Annotated in this window: 11 protein-coding genes; 7 read left to right on the top strand and 4 right to left on the bottom strand. The window is 61.6% G+C overall.

Going from position 1 to position 18,471, the window contains the following annotated elements; translation table 11 throughout:
* Window positions 1-4: 4 nt before the first annotated feature.
* Together IH881_02495 and IH881_02500 are read right to left on the bottom strand one after the other, a co-directional pair.
* The gene (locus IH881_02495; GenBank protein ID MCH7866537.1) at window positions 5-1,228 is read right to left on the bottom strand and encodes a hypothetical protein; all 1,224 of its coding nucleotides are present in this window, start codon (window positions 1,226-1,228) and stop codon (window positions 5-7) included.
* 72 nt (window positions 1,229-1,300) lie between these two features.
* Entirely contained in the window at window positions 1,301-1,900 is a 600-nt protein-coding gene (locus tag IH881_02500; GenBank protein ID MCH7866538.1) for a TetR/AcrR family transcriptional regulator, read from the bottom strand.
* Window positions 1,901-2,122: 222 nt separating this feature from the next.
* Between IH881_02500 and IH881_02505 the strand changes: the two genes are divergently transcribed.
* The gene (locus IH881_02505; GenBank protein ID MCH7866539.1) at window positions 2,123-3,382 is read left to right on the top strand and encodes a sulfotransferase; all 1,260 of its coding nucleotides are present in this window, start codon (window positions 2,123-2,125) and stop codon (window positions 3,380-3,382) included.
* A gap of 39 nt (window positions 3,383-3,421) precedes the next feature.
* Here IH881_02505 and IH881_02510 read toward each other — a convergent pair whose 3' ends face one another.
* A complete protein-coding gene (locus tag IH881_02510; GenBank protein MCH7866540.1) occupies window positions 3,422-4,297 on the bottom strand; it encodes an SDR family oxidoreductase in 876 nt (291 codons plus the stop codon).
* Between the two features lie 334 nt (window positions 4,298-4,631).
* Here IH881_02510 and IH881_02515 point away from each other — a divergent pair, with 334 nt between their 5' ends.
* The 3 genes from IH881_02515 to IH881_02525 are packed head-to-tail and all read left to right on the top strand — an operon-like array spanning window position 4,632 to window position 12,324.
* Complete coding sequence (locus IH881_02515; protein MCH7866541.1) at window positions 4,632-5,069, top strand: lipocalin-like domain-containing protein; 438 nt, start codon at window positions 4,632-4,634, stop codon at window positions 5,067-5,069.
* Window positions 5,066-11,482 (top strand): acyltransferase domain-containing protein, encoded by a 6,417-nt coding sequence (locus IH881_02520; protein ID MCH7866542.1) that lies wholly within the window; start codon window positions 5,066-5,068, stop codon window positions 11,480-11,482. The genes IH881_02515 and IH881_02520 overlap by 4 nt, the downstream gene beginning before the upstream one ends.
* A gap of 8 nt (window positions 11,483-11,490) precedes the next feature.
* Window positions 11,491-12,324, top strand: a complete 834-nt coding sequence (locus IH881_02525) for an alpha/beta hydrolase (GenBank protein ID MCH7866543.1) — start codon at window positions 11,491-11,493, stop codon at window positions 12,322-12,324.
* 32 nt (window positions 12,325-12,356) lie between these two features.
* On the opposite strand, the gene IH881_02530 is transcribed toward IH881_02525, so the two are convergent.
* Complete coding sequence (locus IH881_02530) at window positions 12,357-13,613, bottom strand: dipeptidase (protein ID MCH7866544.1); 1,257 nt, start codon at window positions 13,611-13,613, stop codon at window positions 12,357-12,359.
* A gap of 183 nt (window positions 13,614-13,796) precedes the next feature.
* Between IH881_02530 and IH881_02535 the strand changes: the two genes are divergently transcribed.
* The 3 genes from IH881_02535 to IH881_02545 all read left to right on the top strand — a co-directional run bounded on the left by IH881_02535 (window position 13,797) and on the right by IH881_02545 (window position 18,454).
* Window positions 13,797-14,999, top strand: a complete 1,203-nt coding sequence (locus tag IH881_02535) for an inorganic phosphate transporter (protein ID MCH7866545.1) — start codon at window positions 13,797-13,799, stop codon at window positions 14,997-14,999.
* Between the two features lie 12 nt (window positions 15,000-15,011).
* Complete coding sequence (locus IH881_02540; protein ID MCH7866546.1) at window positions 15,012-15,680, top strand: TIGR00153 family protein; 669 nt, start codon at window positions 15,012-15,014, stop codon at window positions 15,678-15,680.
* Window positions 15,681-15,919: 239 nt separating this feature from the next.
* Window positions 15,920-18,454 carry a response regulator gene (locus tag IH881_02545; GenBank protein MCH7866547.1) on the top strand — a complete coding sequence of 845 codons (2,535 nt, stop codon included), beginning with the start codon at window positions 15,920-15,922 and terminating at the stop codon, window positions 18,452-18,454.
* The last annotated feature ends 17 nt before the right edge of the window (window positions 18,455-18,471 follow it).

The raw sequence follows: 18,471 nt of genomic DNA on the forward strand, positions 1-18,471 counted from the left end.
TGCGCTAGCGCCGCTCGATCTCCGAGAGCTTCACCACACTGAATTCTGCCTTCATCGGCACGTCGGCGAGCAGGGTGCGAAAAACGATGTGGCCGCTGGTATAACCGTGAGTGCTGATCCAGTTCGGAACGCCGGGATTCTCGGCGCTGGCGTAAATTTCGAAGAAGTCGTCCATCCCCTTCTGAACCTGGCGGTTGTTGATACCTACCGGCGCATAGCGAAAATCCGCTGACTCCAGATAGCGGGTCATGATCTGGCATGACCAGTAGCGACACGGCACGTCAGTGCCCGAGATCCGGATGGCTTCGTCGGGCGCAAGTTGAAACCACGCGCCGAGATAGTCAATGCCCGGCCCCGGCAGGTTGTTGGCGACGAGCTTGGGGTCGATCATGCGCGCCAGATCCTCGGGGCTGTGCTCGCCATCACCCGCGTCGTCATAGATCAGCACGCCGTTGTCGATGCGCGTCATGGCGGATCGCCTGGCGCCCTTGGCGCTCTCGTGGGCAATCAGGTTCAAGCCGGCAAAGACCGACAACCCGATCGACACGTCGGTTGCGTCCTCTACGAAATCGAGCACGCGCTGCAGGCCTGCCTCGAGATCTTCCTCGCTGTAATCAGAGGATAGTTCCACGTCGGAGGTACATGCGATGTTCATGATGGCCGGGCGATAGCGCCCCGCGTCGACCTCGAGCACGGACTCTGGAAAATATTCCCGCACGAACAAGATCGGCCGGGCATCCTCTAGCCGCAGCCAGTTGAGTGCACCCTCTGGCCGCTCGGCGGAAAGATGGATCTTGGCGATCCTCTCTCCAAAGACTTCTTCGAAGACGATGTCGTGATCGAACAGGCCGTCGACAATCTTGTAGGAACCCTGCTCGTCGAATGCATAGACCGTGAAGGAGAGAAAGATGTCGTCGCCTCGCCGAAGCGTCACCTCGTAGTTGAGGGTCTCGTCGAGCTTCGCCTCGTGGTACAGCGTGTCGGGACCATCGCCTTTGAACTTTCGGATCGGCGTCATCATGCGCGCCAGGGTCGGAAGCTTGCGGTCGATATCCATTTCGAGTTGATGCGCGGCTGAGAGCAGGCGTACGAGATAGCGATAACCCTCGGCACGCTCGCGGGGACTGCGGGCACCGGTCGGCCCGACAATTTTCTCGCCAATGCGAGCCAGCTCGACGGTAAAGCGATTCCAGGCGGACTGGGACAGGGAAGGATCGGAGGGGTTCATTTCATATCCTCTTCAGGGCTGATGCTCGACACTGTAACTCGCCTGGAGAAAAAACGATTGGCCGGGCCGGGATCAGCCGCGCGCCGCATCGCGATTGATCATCGCGATGAGTTCATGCACTGCGGCGCTGCGCTCTTCGTGCATGCGCGATCGGTTGTCGAAAAAACCGAGCAGCAGCATGGCGTCGAAGGACAGCATCAGGCTGTGGGCGACCAGCTTGGGATCGCGATGGTTGGGGAGCAGCTGCGCGACAGTCTCGGTCAATGCCCCGGCAAATCGGTGATTCAGGTCGAGCGCCGCATCAACGACGATCCCGCGCAGCTGGGGCGATTCGAGCGCCCAACGAACGAAAGCCGCAATTTCTACGCCGTGCTCGGCGGCGAAGTGCTCGGACATGGCGATCTGTTCTTCGAGGCGTTTCGTGATGTTGACGTCGTCCCACCGCCGGCTCAGGGATTCGCGAAATGGCGCAAGAATGCGATTGAAGGACTCGCGAAAGACGCTGGCCTTGTCTCTGAAGTGCCAGAAGACCGTCGCCCGGCTCACCCCCGCGAGTTCGGCGATATCGCTTACGGTGGTTCGCTCGTAGCCTCGAGCGATGAAGAGTTCGGTGGCAGCGCTGAGAATGCGCTTTTGTGTGTCGGCCTTGTCGCGACCATTGTTGACGCCCATCCCGCCTCCGTTGCTCTCCAAGTCTGATCGGGTCGCTAGCGATGGTGCCAAAAGCCAGCTTCCCTCCCGTATCATTCACTAGACCCGATCGCGATTCGAGTCTGGTTAACAGCTGCGCGCTGCATAGGACCCCCCTAGCCTGCCGGGTTGGAAGCTCGGCGACCCTCGGCGTGCGGAACATGAAAACGGCACATCCCAGGCAAGTGATTGGAGCGGAATAGATTGAGCAACCTGCAGTCCCACACGATCCCAGCGCGCCCCGCGTCCCTGCGGGCGATCGATGCCGTCGGCCGCGGCCTGGGCCGGCTCGGCTGGCGCGGCATTCGCTTCGACGTAGAGAGCCTGCTCGCCCAGGCGCGCCGGACTGCGGGTCTGGAAGACTTCGGAGACCCGGCCTTCCTGCCCGGCTTGCAGCGGCTTGTCGAGTCACTGGAAGCGGACGCGCGACTCTCGCCGTTTGGTCGCTACGTCGCCAAGCTACAGCTCCTCGAAGTGCTCGGGCACCGCCTGCAGTTGACCGACTACCGGCGCAGCCACCCCGAGGTGGCCGAACAATCAATCGTTCGTCCGCTGCTCGTCGTGGGCCTTCCGCGCACGGGTACGACGCTCCTGTACGAATTGCTCGCCCAGGACCCCGCACACCGGGCACCGCTGTCCTGGGAACTCGACGACCCTTGCCCGCCTACCGATTCGCCCCTAGCGGCCGACGACCCCCGGATCATCAAATGCGATCGACGCATGGCGGCACTGCGAGCTTTGGCACCGGGCTTCCAGGCGATTCATCCAATCGGCGCTCTGCTCCCCCAGGAGTGCCTGGTCGCAACGGCCTACGCGTTCCTGAGTGTGCGCTTTGAACTTTGCTTCGACGTCGCCAGCTATCAACGCTGGCTCACCGAACAGGACATGGGGTTCGCTTATCAAACCCATTTCGAGATCCTGCAGCTTTTGCAATCGCGCCGCGCGCCGAAGCGATGGGTTTTGAAATCTCCCGGTCATCTCGGCACCTTCGACACCATTCTCGACCGCTATCCAGACGCCATGATGGTGCAGACTCATCGCGACCCGCAGAAGGTCATCCCGTCCCTGGCGAGCCTGTATGCGAACATGCGTTCAATCGCGACCGAAGACCTGCAACTCGAGCAACTCGGGCCGCAATTGGTAGACACCTGGTCTGCCTACCTCGAGGAAGGAATCCGCAGACGCCAATCCCGGCCCCACGCCGCGGATCAAATCCTGGATGTGCACTATCGGGATCTCGTCGCCGATCCGATCGCGTGCGTGCAGCGAATCTATCGCCACTTCGAGTTGCCGCTGGAAGACTCGACCCTCGAACGCATGCGCGCCTACCTCGCATCGAATCCCCGCCATCGCTTTGGCGTGCACCGCTACGACCATGAAAGCTTTGGCCTGGTGCCCCAGGGCGTCGCAAGCGCCTTCAAGCGCTACTGCGATCACTTCAGCATCGAACCCGAGGTTGATTGATGATCGTTGATAGAAGTTCCGCCGGCAGAGCGAGGGCGGTCACTTCTCCGGCGAATCGCTCCAGGCGCCACCCGTGTACATGCGCAATAGCAGACGATCGCGCAGTCGGTCCGGGATCAAGCCGAGCATCCCCCGCTGCATGCGCCCCAGTCGCGGCGCGAAGTAACGCGCCCGGGGCCGGCGGGCGTTTGCAGCCCGTTCGATGACCTTCGCAACGTCGTCTGCCCTGAGTGCGGAGCGCAGCTGAGTATTCGCAAACTTTTCGAGATCGAACATCAGCGGGCGGTAAGGGTTTGCGAGATCCTCGCGCAGTGCGCGACCCTGGATTCGCGCGCTTTCGAACGCCTCGGTCGCGACGAAGCCGGGGATGATCAGAGACACGGCAATGTTCCACGGCAGAAGTTCCAGGCGCAGACACTGAGAGGCCGCCTCGATTCCGGCCTTGGAAGCCGAATATGCAACGGCCAGCGGCGCGGCGACGCTACCTGCCATCGAGCCGATATTGATGATGCGACCGCCACCCTGCTCCCGCATCAGCGGAGTAATCTCCGAAATCAGTTGCAACTGCGAGATCAGGTTGACTTCGAAGGTATGACGTAGTTCTCCGCGAGAGAGTTGCTCGACTGCCGATGCGGGGCTGTAGCCTGCGTTGTTGACGAGAACGTCGATGCGCCCCCAGGTTTTCTGGGTGCGTGCGACCAGTTCGTGGGTCTCCTCCTCACTGGCGAGATCGACCGCCAGCGGCAGAACCTCGGCACCAACGACCGCGAGTTCCTTGGCCATCGCCTCGAGTCGATCGATGCGCCTCGCTGCGGCCGCCACGCGAAACCCGGCGCGGGCCAATCTCCGCGCGGTGGCTTCACCTATGCCTGAAGAAGCACCCGTCACGATGACGACGCGCGGGGAAGTAGACACTGCATTCATGATCGCGGAGCATTGCGAGGGCAATACGAGTCGTCCATACGCCAGCCTGTTGATTGTCAGACTGAACCCAGGATTGAGTCGGATGCATCCGGGACACGCTACTGCCTCGGCGGCTTGTCACGACTCTCCTCGGGTGGACGCGGCGAGTCTTACGATCGTTGGACTCTCATCCAAAAGCGGTACTACAACTGCGGTTGCCTGGGCAGCGTCGAGTTGCAACTGTTCCGCGCAACTGTTTTCTGAATCCTGCGGCCTACTCGAAGTGTCGTCAGCTCGCTGCGCTCCCGCGCACCGAGAGCGCAACGAGAAATTGGGAGTTTGACACATGCATGCGTCTTCGCTGGTCGGAACCTGGGCGTTGCGTCGCTTCGAACTGTGCTTTCCCGACGGTCGAATTACGCATCCCTATGGTGAGGACGTAACCGGGCTGCTCTTCTACGACGACACCGGCCATATGTCCGCAGCCTTCGGCAGCGCAAAGCGCGAGGCGGGCGCTTCCCTCGATCTCGAAGAAGTTGGCACCAAGCCAGCCTACGACGCCTTCATGGCCTACTGCGGCAGCTATGAAGTCGAGCAAGATCGCATCGTCCATCGAGTCGAGGTCAGCTCGCTCGCGGCCTGGGCCGGCACTGTCCAGGAGCGCAGATTCAAGATCGAAGACGGAAGGCTGACCCTCGTCACCATGCCGCTCGTAATCGGGGCAGACGCGCCTACGGGGCGCCTCGTCTGGGACCGCGTCGGAGCGGACAAGCAGACCCGGTGAGCGGACCCGAGAAAGAATCGCAAAGCCCACTTTCGTCCGACCCCGTGACTCCCATCGCGATCATCGGGATCGGCTGCCGTTTCCCGGGCGCACGTGGCCCCGAAGCGCTTTGGCGAATCATCATCGAAAACCGCTGTACCGTCAGCGAAGTCCCGGAGCACCGCATCGAGTTGGGCTACTCGGTCGACCGCTATTACGATCCGCGTCCACGCATCCCGGGGCGCATTTCCAGCTGCAAAGCGGGTTTCATCGATCACCCCGAGCGATTCGACCCCTTGCCCTTCGGCCTGACCCCAAGAGACGCTGCGGCACTGGAGCCCCAGGCACGCATGATGCTCGAAGCGGTCTGGGATGCGATCGAAGACGCGGGCATCCCCTTCGAGGACTTGCGCGGCGAGCGTGTCGGTGTTCTCGTCGGACATACCTACGAAGATTTTTCACGCGAACGCATCGCGGTTCTCGGCGAAGACGCGGCGATGCGCAGCTTGGATGTACGCACGGCAGTGGGCTACGCGCGGTCCGCGATCTCCGGACGCATCTCACATCAGCTCGATCTGCGCGGCCCGAGCCTCACCATCGACACCGCTTGTTCGTCTTCTCTTTACGCGACTCACCTCGCCTGCCAGAGCCTCTGGCGGGGCGAGTCGACGTTGGCCTTTGCCGGGGGCGTGAGCTTGTTCTTGACGCCCGAGGGCAGCCTCGCTCTCTCGCGCAGCGGCATGATGGCAAACGATGGGCGCTGCAAGGCTTTCGACGCCAAGGCCGATGGCTTTGTGCGGGCCGAAGGCGCGGGTGTCGTTTTACTGCGGCCACTCGCGGATGCAGTAGCGAACGGCGACCCGATCTACGCAGTGATTCGTGGCACCGGAGTGAGTGCGGACGGCCGGGACGGCGGACACATGATGGCGCCGGGCCGCAGTGGACAAGTCCAGGCCATGCGCGACGCCTATCGAACGGCGGGGTTGGCCGCTTCGGAAATCGACTTCGTGGAGGCTCACGGCACCGGCACCTGGATTGGGGATCCGGTCGAGATCGCAGCCCTGGGCGACGTGATGTGCGAAGGACGCGCTGCGGACCGTCCACTGCTGATTTCCTCGATCAAGGGAAACATCGGCCACGCCGAATCTGCCTCGGGTGCCGCCGGCTTGATCCGGGCCGCGCTCGCGATCGAACGCAGAGTCGTGCCTGCGCAGCTCCACTTCGAAACACCCAACCCACAGATCGCATGGGATGAGGTCCCGATCGTTGTACAGCGAGAGGCCACGCCCTGGCCAGAGCGCGACGTTGCCAGAGCGGCCGTAAACTCGTTCGGTATTTCCGGTACCAACGCGCACGTCGTGCTCGAGAGCGCACCCGCCCTGGACGAATGCGTCGAATCTTCATTCGACGGACCTCTGTTGTTACCCATCACAGCGCACGATTCGAATGCATTGAGCGAGCTCGCTTCGCTGCATCTCGAACAATTGCGCGAGACCGCGTGGGTCGATGACGAAGAAACAAAACCCCAGGCGAAAGCGATCCGCGGCCCCATCGCATTGACGGATCTCGGTTACACGCTCGCGCGTCGCCGCAGCCATCACAGCGAGCGCCTCTCGATCGTCGCGGATTCCCCAGCTGCACTCGCCCTCGAACTCGAGGCCTACCTCGCCGGTACTCCGAGCCCCGCGTGCCAGAGCGGACGAGCGCGGGCCGGCGGGCCGGGCCCGCTCGTCTTCGTGTTTCCCGGCCAGGGAGGGCAATGGGCAGGCATGGGAGCCGACTTGCTCGACCGGTCGTCGGCCTTCCGCACTTCGATCGAGGCATCGGATGCGGCCTACCGAAAACACGTAGACTGGTCCCTGGTCGATGTGTTGCGGGACTCGCTGCGTGATGGCGGTCCCTTCGAACGCCTTTCTGTGTTACAGCCGGTGCTCGTCGCCGTTCAAATTGCCCTCGCCGACATGCTCGCCGACTGTGGGATCGTGCCCGACGCGGTGATGGGTCAAAGCGTAGGTGAGATCGCCGCGGCGGCGGTGGCGGGGGTATTTCCCCGGGAAGAAATCGCGCGCCTGGTTTGCCTGCGCGGCGCAGCGGTTGAGCACGCGGCCGGCAAGGGCGCCATGGGGCTCATCGCACTTTCAGAAGATGAGACCCGCGAGGCCATTGCAAGCGCGGGGGACCGCCTCGAGGTCGCCGGTCAAAACGGACCCGCATCTACCCTGATCGCGGGCGATCGAGATCCTCTGATTTCCATGATCAAACGCCTCGAAGCCCGCGGCGTCTTCGCCCGCACCCTCGATGTCGACTTCGCCTCCCATTGTTTTCACATGGATCCGTTGCTCGAAGCTTTCTCCGCTGAACTCGGTGCACTTGCACCGAACGAGGCCAGCTGTTCGATCTACTCCACGGTCGAGGGCGACGTCATTTCCGGCCCGGCGCTGGGTACCGACTACTGGCTGCGCAACCTCCGCCAGCGGGTGCGCTTTTCCGATGCGATGATGCGGGCACTCGAACCCGCCGAATCGACCTTTGTCGAACTCTCCCCCCACCCGACCCTCGGCACGCCCATTGGCGAGATCGCCGCCGTGCTGGGCAAGACTGCGCGCACATTCGCAACGCTGCGGCGCGGCCAACCCGGGCAGGAGAGCATGCTGCGCCTGCTGGGCAGCCTCTTCACGACGGGCCACCCCGTGGACATGAAGCGCTTGTATCCCCAGGGCCGCAACGTTCGTCTTCCCCTTTACCCCTATCAGAAACGAACTCTTTGGTTCGGATCGCGCCGCCGCCCACGACAAAGCGCGCCCATTCATCCACTACTGGGCAAACGCAGCCACGATGCCGCAGCTCCCCGACACCAACGCTGGGAGACGCTCATCGATCTCGACACTACCCAGGCCTTCGGTCTCGCCGAGCGCGATGATCTCACCGCATTGCCGGCGGGCTTCTGTATTGAGGTTGCGCTCGCCGCCGCCGCGGATGTCTGGCCGGATTGCGGTGCACGAGTCACGCGAATGCGCCTGCCTACCGATCCCCCGCTTCGCGGGGCCGACGGCACTGCGGAATCGCGATTCGTCCTGCAGGTCAACTTTGTGGCAGGCGCCGAGGGCAGCGGACGCCTGAACCTGTATACGCGCAACCTCGAAGATTCAGGGGCGGCGTGGCGACACGCCGCCGCCGCAGAGGTTTCGACCCTCGCAGACGACAACCAAGACGATGCTTTCGGCGAGCAGCGCGAAGACCTGGCGCAGATTCGCAAGCGCATCGCGACCGAGGTCGCGCCCGAATGGTCGAAAGCGGTATTGGCCCGTGCCGGCGCCGGGTTTGCGCGACGCGTAGACGGACTGCGAACACTTCATCTTGGCAAAGACGAGTTGCTCGCACGCATCGAGATCCCGACCGCCTGCCAAAACGACATTGGCCACTATCACCTGCACCCCGTGTTGATCGAGACCGGCATCGCGCTGGCAGGCTGCGTGCTTGAACCTCCCGAAGGAGGACCGTTTGCAAGGGGCTTGTCGAGTCTCACATGCTTTGCTCGCTGTGAAGAAAGCAACTGGTGTCACGCCAAGCTCGCTGCAGACGGTCGTTCAATCGATCTCAGCTTCTATTCGGAGTCGGGGAAACGACTCGCGGAAATCGAGGGACTCCGGACTCGACCGGGTGCGTCACCAGGCCGCGCATCGGCCGAACGTTTCATCCATCAAATCGCCTGGTCACCGGTGAAAGACACCGTCGAGCCCGGGCGCAACGGCGGGAACGACGCCGTTTTCCCGAACAGAAGTGAACGCTGGATTGTTGCCGCGGCGGATGCAACGGAGGCTCGGCTCCAGGCACGAGCCCTCGGCAGCCGCTGCCTGGCCATCGCCAACCTGGAGGCTGGCCACATCAAAAGGCTCGCCGAGACTGGCGACGCCCCCGGTTTGCTGCTGCTCGCCTATGACTTCGCCAACGACTTCTTCTGGAGCCCCGCCGAAGTGGGCGTGGGCACGACCCCGTTCGCTCGTCTGCTGGATTGCCTAGCCGCCGAAGATACAACGCTGGGTGAAGTCGTCGTCGTGACCCGCGGCGTGCACCGGGACGACAAACCCTCCGCTCTGACCGAACAAGCTTCGGCGATCGCCTGGGGAATCGCGACGACCGAGGGACAGCGCGCCGACGCAAAGGGTCCGCGCTACAGCGCCATTGATCTACCGAGTGATCCAAGTGTAAACGACGCAACGACGGTCGCGAGATTTCTTGCAGAACGAGGCGACGGTCCGGCGTATGCCTTTGTTGTGGACCGCTGGCTCGAACCGAAACTGGTGCAGTCTGCGCTCTCGGATAACCGACAGGTCGCAGCCGGTAGCGACGCATGCTTCGCAGCCCAGCTCGAACCCCAGGCGTATGGAGAATCCTGTGTGGTGCTGCGCGCACGCGAAGTCGCGCAACCAAAACCGTTTGAAGTCACAGTGCGTGTACACGCCGCCGGGCTCAGCCAACTCGACACTCGCGCAGCACTCGGCCTGGGTGAAGACCTGCAAGCCTTGGATTCGACGCGCGCCGCAGCGACGAAGTTGGGCCTCGGGCGGGAGTGCGCGGGCAACATCGTGGCCGTGGGAAATTGCGTGACCGAGTTTCGGGTCGGAGATGCGGTTGTCGGCCTCGCACAGGGGGCCGTGGCGAGTCATGTGACCACCCCCGCTGCCTGGTTGAGCCCACTTCCCGACGGCTTCACCTTTGCCGCTGGCGCCGCACTTCCTTTGGCCCATGTCGTGGCCGAACGCGCATTGCTCGACCTCGCTCGTGTAACGCCCGGGGAACGGGTGCTGGTTCTTGCAGGCGCGGGCGGTGTAGGCCTGGCGATCACCCAAGTGGCACGCCGGCTGGGCGCTCACGTGCTGGCAGCCTCGTCGACCGAGCGTCGCCGCAGCGCGCTAAAAGCGAGTGGCGCCGAGCTGACATGCGACGTGTCGGGCTCCGCAATCGTTTCAGCGGCGCGAGCGTGGGTGGAGGACGGCGGCGTGGATGTCGTGCTCTGCGCGTTCGATGATTCGCGCATCGAGCAAGCCAGCGAAACCCTGGCAGCCAGCGGCCGTTTCATCGATCTGCGTCCAGCCGGGGCCCGAACCTGTTCTTCCCCCATGCTTCGGGGCAATCAGACGCTATTCAGTTTCGACTTCGACCGCTGGCTTGCGGAGACTCCTGAAACGGTTGGCGCGGCGCTGCGGCGCGCCATCAAGAACATTGACCACGCTGTTCGAAACGGTGCTCAACCCGCGCCGCACAACACCTTTTCGATCGCTGAACTCGCGCGGGCACTTCGCTTCGCCGAGCAGGACCGCCAGATCGGGCGCATCACGATCGATCTGACAAGCGAAGAACCGTTATCGATACAGGTCGGGCCGAGCAGCCAGCTGCTTTCGGATGAGCTTCGTCACTGGATCAGCGGAGCGCGCGCACAAGACATCGAAATGCAAGCGAAGTGGTTGATGGAGCGCGGCGCACGAGCGCTGCTGGTCTGCCCGACTCGTCCCCTCGGCGAGCACGAGGCTCCGTTGCTCGAACGACTCGAAGCGTTGGGATTGCGGGTCGAACTGGTGAGCGGAAACAAAGCGGGCGCATCTCTCGAACTCAGTCGCGACGTACACCCACTCGGCAGTGTGATTCACGTGGTAGACGATACGATTTCGAGCGCGACGGCGATTGACGCCGAAATCGAACTCATGCGAGTCCTCGATACCGCCACCCGAGACCAGCCGCCGAAAGTTTTTCTGCTCGTGCACGCGGCCCGTGATGTTTTTGGACGCGGCCATGAAGACAAAAGCCCCGGGGCCGAAGGAGAGCACTCCCAGGGTAGAATCGATGCCGGTCGCGGCATGCGGACATTCGCGGACGCGCTGTGTCGAGAGCGGCGTCGACGCGGTCAGCCTGCCGCCAGCATCGGGATCGCATACACGGGGGAAGGCGCACCGAGCAGCGAGCGTCGCATTGGACAGGCGATGGGTTTGCTCGTCTTTTGCGAGCGGGGCGGACAGGGCGGACTGGGAGATGACGGCGTCGTCATCCCGGCCGACCCCGAGGATTGGCCCACCCAGGGTGCGCGATCGCTGCTTCATGAGACTTCGCTTTCAGCAGGATCGACCAGCGCCATCTACTCTCCGATCGATCTCGCGGGGCTCCCTCCCGAGCAGAGAACGGCACGGCTCGCAGCGGTCGTAGAGGAACGAATTGCGAACGTGCTGGCACTCTCGGGCGAAGCGCGTGCGCGACTGGACCCGAACGCTTCGTTGGTCGACCTGGGTCTCGACTCGCTCCTCGCCAGAGAGCTCGCGTTGTTGATCGAAAAGGATGCCGGGATCGCGCTGCCTCCTGCGACCTGGGTCGACCGCCCGAGTTTGCACGTGCTGCTCGAAAGCCTCGAAAAAGCCGTCGCGCTTAAGGCCACAATCCATTGAGTGAAGCATTGAGTGATCTATCGAGTAAAGACATCGTAACCCTGGCTAGCGAATCGTTTTGCGAGCAAGGCCGCCCGCTGGTCATGCTTCACGGCTTTTCGCAGAATCGACACGTCTGGCGCTCGATCGCAGAAACCATCTCTCGTCGCTTGCTGCGCCCCATCTCGATCGATCTGCGCGGACATGGAGACTCGGGTTGGTCCCCCGAACGTCGCTACCAGCTCGACGACTACGCGCGTGATTTGCCCACTGCACTCGATGCGATCGGCCTGGATCGCGTCATCCTCGTAGCTCATTCCCTCGGCGGGCACGCCGCGACGCTGTTTGCCGCCCAACATCCCGAGCGCGTCGAGGGTCTGGTGTTGGTCGATACGGGGCCAAACCTTTCGATCGCCGCCCTGACCCAGATCGCCAATGACACCGAGAGCGCTCTCGACAGTTTCGAAAGTGTCGAGGGCTACCGCCGGTGGCTCGGCGCACAACTTCCCTGGGCAGATCCCGATGCGCTCGCAGATTTTGCCCCGCGATGCATCGTCCGCCGGCTCGACGGGCGCTTCGAACTCAAACTCGATCCCGGCATATTGAATCCAAGCGCGGGCGCCGGCGACTGGCAAGCGATGGAACAGCAACTCGAAGACGCACTTCGCCAGATCCGCTGTCCGACACTGCTCGTGCGCGGAGGACTCTCTGCAGTACTTCCTGAACCGGTCGCCAAGCACATCTGCGAAACGCTCTTGCGCAACGGGCAGCTCCACACCCTCGAACGGGCGGGCCATGCGGTCATGCTCGAAGACGGTCCGCAACTCTGTCGGGTGATCGAGAGTTTCGCGGAAACGCTCTGAGCCGGAGCTACCTGCGGGTCTTGCGGGTCTTGCTATCGACGACCGCGCAGACCTTCGGCGCGCATCTCGCGCGCCACATCTTCCGCGGCCCCGAGCACGCGCAGCAGGTTTTCGCCCAGGACCTTCCGGATCGTTTCGCGCGAGTGGCCCCGCGCGAGGAGACCCTCGGTGAGCGAAGGCAAGTCGCTGATTTCTTCCATGCCCACGGGCATGCTGGGTACGCCGTCCCAGTCCGCACCAATTCCGACGTGGTCTGGCCCAGCCAGCGTGATCGCGTGATCAAAATGGTCGAGCAGCACGTCCAGCGAGGTCTGGGGCACGGGATACCTGGCGTAGTATTCGCGCATCAGTTTGCGTTGCAGCGACGGGTCGCCTTCGGCCCGTTCCCAGAGCGCGTCGAGGGTGGCTTCGTGCTCTTCGAAGTAGCCGCGCGCTACCGCCTGGGTCTGCTCGTCAATATAAACCGGATAGAAGTTGATCATTACGACACCCCCGTTTTTCGCGAGGGCGCGCAACATTTCGTCGCTCATATTGCGGGGATGATCGGCGACCGCGCGGGCCGAAGAATGCGACGCGATGACCGGCGCCCGCGATACTTCGAGGGTGTCGAAGAAGGTCTTGTCGGAGACATGGGAAATATCGACCAGCATGCCGATCCGGTTCATTTCGGTGACGACCTGCTCGCCAAATTCGGTGAGGCCATTGTGGACGGGTTCTGGAGTCTCATCGGTTCCCGAAGAGTCCGCCCACGGCGTGTGGAACGAATGGGTCAGGGTCATGTAACGAACGCCGAGTCGATAAAAATTGCGCAGCGCGGGCAGACTCTCTTCGATGATGTGGCCGCCCTCGATCCCCATCAAGCTGACGAATTTTCCAGCGGCGACCGCGTCGCGAATTTCGCGGACACTCGCGGCGACGACAACGTCTTCGGGGTGCCGCGCGGCCATCGCGTGAACTGCGTCGATGCGCTCGAGCGCTTCGCGGATCGCGCTGCCCGGGATGTCGCGTTTGCCCATGTAGATCGACCAGAACTGAACGTCGAGTCCGCCCTCTCGAATTCGCGGTAAATCCATATGGCCAAAGGCTTTTGGGTGACGATCCGCAAAATTCCAAGACGGATCTTCGAAGCGTGGCGTCGTGTCCGAATGTCCGTCGATTACGATCGCGTCGAAGTGGAGCTGGCGGGCGGATTCGCCCTGTGTTGCGCATCCACACAGCAGGCCTGTGACTCCGGCTGCTAGAAACAGCCGGAGGCCGAAGACGCTGCAAAGCTGAATGGCATTCTCCACCACTCAAAGGCTACTTTAATTGGGCGGATGCGCCTTGCGCCTCAGGCCTAAATCGAGTTGACTACGCGCCCGTGGCCGCACCGCCATCGATTTGGGCTCACAAAAGGCGGGAATTGGGTGGTAGACGCAAGCTGGCTCGGGTTCTCTCCAGTCCTCTGGATCGCAGGTAGCCTCGCCCTGTACATGGCCTGGGCGATCGGGGCCAATGATGTCGCCAACGCCATGGGAACCAGCGTCGGCTCGGGTTCCCTGACCATCCGCAACGCGGTGATCATCGCCGGACTGCTGGAGTTCTGTGGGGCGTATTTCGTGGGCGGCCACGTCACGGACACGGTGCGCAAAGGCATCCTCGATACCACCGCGTTTGCCGCAGATCCAGACATTTTGAAGTTCGGCATGCTGGGGGCACTCGCCGCAGCGGCAACGCTTCTGGTCGGTGCGACGCGCTTTGGCCTGCCTGTTTCCACCACCCACGCCATCGTCGGCGCAATCGTGGGGTTCGGCGTCGTCGGAATTGGACCCGAGGCCGTGGCCTGGGACAAGGTAGGGGAGATCATGGTTTCCTGGGTCACCTCGCCGCTCATCGGTGGGATACTCGGGTACGGGATTTTTCAGCTGATTCGAGTATTGATTCTCGATCGGGAAGATCCACTGCTGGAAGCCAAACGCTACGCCCCGGCGTTCTTCTTTGTGGTGTTTTTCACCATTGGACTCGTCACCCTCTTCAAGGGTCTGAAGAACATGAACCTCGACTACGACCTTCCCGAGGCGTTGTTGCGGGCGGCGCTAGTGGGGGTCGTCGGTGCCGCGTTGGGCGCCGTGATGACGCGTCGCATGAAAACCATGGAACCTTCAGAGGAGCACCGTTTTCTCCAAACCGAGCAGGTGTTCGTGGTGCTGGTGGTCCTGACCGCATGCGCGGTCGCATTCGCACACGGTTCCAACGATGTCGCCAACGCGATTGGCCCGCTGGCGTCGGTCATCAATATCGAACAAGGAATCGAGGTCGCGGGCCAAGCCGCCGTGGCGCCTTGGATGCTGGTCGTCGGCGGAATCGGAATCGTGGTCGGGTTGGCGACCTGGGGCTACAAGGTGATGGAGACCGTCGGAAAGAAGATTACCGAGCTCACGCCCAGCCGAGCGTTCTCAGCCGAACTCGCCGCGGCGCTAACCATCGTGGTGGCCTCTCGCATGGGAATTCCCGTCTCCACAACCCATATCCTGGTAGGATCGGTGTTGGGTGTAGGACTGGCGCGTGGAATCGGCGCACTCGACCTGCGGGTAGTGGCAAAAATTGCGAGCTCGTGGGTTTTGACGCTGCCCATCGCCGGGCTCCTGTCGATCTTCTTCTTTTATTTTTTCAAGGGCCTGCTCACCCCGCAATAGGAGGGATACGCCGTGTCGTTAATGGGAGATCTCTTCGGCAAGTCTCCGATTCGCCCCATGCAAGAACACATGGCGGCGGCGCTATCCTGCGCACGCGAGTTGCTGCCGCTATTTGAATGCATGGCGGCGGGCAAGACGGAAGAACTCGCCGGCCATCGCGAGACGATCGATCGCCTCGAGCACGATGCGGACCGCATCAAGAACGAAATTCGCAGCCACCTGCCCAAGCGTTTGATGCTGGCGGTCGAGCGGCGGGACATGCTCGAAATTCTCGATTATCAGGATTCGATCGCCGACCGGGCGCAAGACATCGCCGAACTGGTCGAGATCCGAACGATGATGTTTCCGGAAACTCTGGTTGAACCCATGATCGATCTGGTTCGTCGCGTGATCGCGGCCTGCGAGGCTGCAGACCGCATCATCAGTGAGCTCGACGAACTGGTCGAAACCGGTTTTCGGGGGCGCGGGGTGGTCCGGGTCGAAGAGATGATCGACGAGCTCTCGCGCATTGAGACCGACACAGACAAACTCGCCGAACGCGCGCAACGAAAGCTGTTCGCCCTCGAGTCGGAGCTCGGGGTGGGCGTAGTTTTCTGGAATCAGATCATTGGCTGGGTCGCGAATCTCGCAGACAACGCCGAGCGCGTCGGCAACCGGCTGCGCCTGCTCATCGCCAATTGAAGCCAATTGAGGCCAATTGAGGCCAATTGAGTTTCTGCGCGTAGGCCCTGGGCAAAGCCACCCCGAATCTCGAAGCGCAAAACATTAAATGACGTATCGGTAGCGAGAAGAATCCATCCTCGACTGATGCGATCAAGCCCTGGAATAGACCTTCCGATTATCCGGTCGAGGTCTCGCGAACAGCCAGGTGTGTCCAGGCCTCTTTGCCCCGCCTTCGAGTCATCCAAGGTTGAAATCATTTGTCCGCAGCAACCATCACCAATGTCTCCGAAACTCTCGAGACCTCCAACATTTCTTTTTCGCCGTGGAACTGGGCAGCGGGAGTCACGCTGATTTGTGTCTTGCCACTTCTGCTCATGGGGATGGGTGTAGATTTTTCGACTGAGATCAAACCTCTCCTGATCGCCGACACCGGCGCCATGACGCAGTCCAGCCTGGGCGAAGCAGTCCACGCGGCCGCACGTGGGAACTACACCCATACATTGCTCGAATGGAGCGCTACCGCGTCTGCGGTCTTCCTGTTCGCTCTCGCGATGATGCAATTTCGACTGACGCGAGAAAGCTCGCTCATGATCATCGGCATTGCCCTGTTGTGCGCTGGAGCAATGGACGCCTTCCACACCTTGGCGGCAGATCGCCTCATCTCCGCCCAGGCAGATAACAAAGACCTCATCCCATTCACCTGGGCAATCTGCCGGATGTTCAATGCCGTCATTCAGCTCGTCGGCGTAACGATCGTGGTCCTGAGTTTCCGGCGAGGAGGGGGGCAGATCAGTCCGGCTGGAATGGTGGCGATCAGCGGCGTATTTGTTTTGACCGCATATTTGATCATCGACTACTGCGCGAACACCGCGACGCTTCCGCAAACCATGTTTCCGGACAACACCATCAAACGCCCGTTCGACATCTATCCGATCATTCCGTACGCGATCAACGCCCTGGTCGTCTTCCCCATGTATCTGCGACTGCACCGCAACGTTTTTTCGTACATGCTCCTGATCGCGCTGATTCCCGATATTGCTACCGAGCTCTACATGGCCTTTGGCTCGACCAGTCTGCACGATTCGGCATTCAATGTGGCACACGCGACGAAAGCGTTCAGCTACATGATCCCCGTAATCGGGCTGTTCATCGACTACGTTCAGACTTACGCGCGCCAGGCCCAGCTGTCTGAAGAGCGCCAGGTACTGATTTCACATCTCGAGAACGCGGTCGAAGAAGCGGAACGAGCCAGTCGCGTGAAGAGCGATTTTCTCGCGAACATGTCCCACGAACTTCGGACACCCATGAATTCGATCATGGGATTTACAAAGCGACTGATCAAGCGGTTGCCCGAACAAATCGGCGAGCGAGACATGGACGCTCTGCGGACGGTCGACCGCAACGCCGAACATCTGCCCATTCTCATCAACGACATCCTCGATCTTTCGAAGATCGAGGCCGGTCGAGTGGAGCTCGACTACACAGCTTTTGATTTGAGTGAAGTCGTGCAGCATGCCACGCAGGAACTGACACCGACTGCGGAGGCCAAAGGGCTCCGGGTTGAACTCGACCTCTCAGAAGATACGGCGCTAAACGTCCAGGCCGACAGCGTCAAATGTAGACAGATGATCAACAATTTGATCTCAAATGCGATCAAGTACACCGACCAAGGGCACATCACGGTGAGTTTGCGCAAGGTGGTGGATCCAGAGCTGGGAGATGCCGCTCAAATACGGGTGGTCGATAGCGGAGTTGGGATTCGCGAAGAAGATCGAGATCGACTCTTCCTTCGGTTCATGCAAGTAGACCAGAACTCGGACAGGCGAGTCGGTGGTACGGGCCTCGTCATCGTCAAACACTACGCGGAACTACACGGGGGCCGGCTCGAGTTTACCAGCGAATACGGAGTGGGGAGCGACTTCTGGATTACCATCCCGTTAGTGGCGTCGCTCGCCAGACAGGTCGTCAACCCGAGCGGTGGGAATGATCAGTCGTCTGACCAATCACTCTCCCCGGATGCCTCAACCCAGGAATCTGATGAGCCGGCTACAGGGCTCACGGTTCTCTGTGTCGACGATGAGCCCGACATTCTCAAGTACCTCAGCCTCACCTTCCTGGATGCTGGATACGCCGTCCAAACCGCACTGAACCTCGAGCAGGCGATTTCACAAGCGCAGACTACTTCGCCGGACATCATCTGCCTCGACCTCGAACTCCCGGGACAGGACGGTTACGAAATTCTGCGAAAACTCAAAAGGATTCCCGCGATTGCGGACGTCCCAGTGGTCATCGTCTCCGCCACCGCCGAAGACGCACGAGAACTCGACATCGACGCATGCGCGTTCTTGTCAAAACCCGTCGACGCAGAGGTGCTGGTAGAAACAGTCCATCAGGTGCTCGTGGATGAGATTCATAGCGCCCTGATCGTTGACGACGATCCGGACAGTTGTCAACTGATCGCCACCACGCTGATCGACAGCCAGATTGATGCCACGGTCGCCAACAATGGCGGCGAGGCGCTCGAATCTCTGGTCAACTTCCAGCCGGATGTAATTTTCCTGGATCTCATGATGCCCGAAATGGACGGGTTCGAGTTTCTCAGGAACGTCAAATCTGATCCGACCTGGTCAAAAATCCCCATCATTGTCATGAGCGGCAAGGAACTCCACCGCAAGGACTATGACCGTCTCGGCGGGAAGGTCGAGGTCATCCTTTCCAAGGGCCAGAGCGAGGCGGCGCAACTCGTGCGGTCGATTCTCGCGGCGAAGGCACGCAAATCCCGCGAATCTTGAGCGTTGCCAACTGGGCG

It is taken from the genome of Myxococcales bacterium (genome assembly GCA_022563535.1).
GTDB lineage: Bacteria > Myxococcota_A > UBA9160 > UBA9160 > UBA4427 > DUBZ01.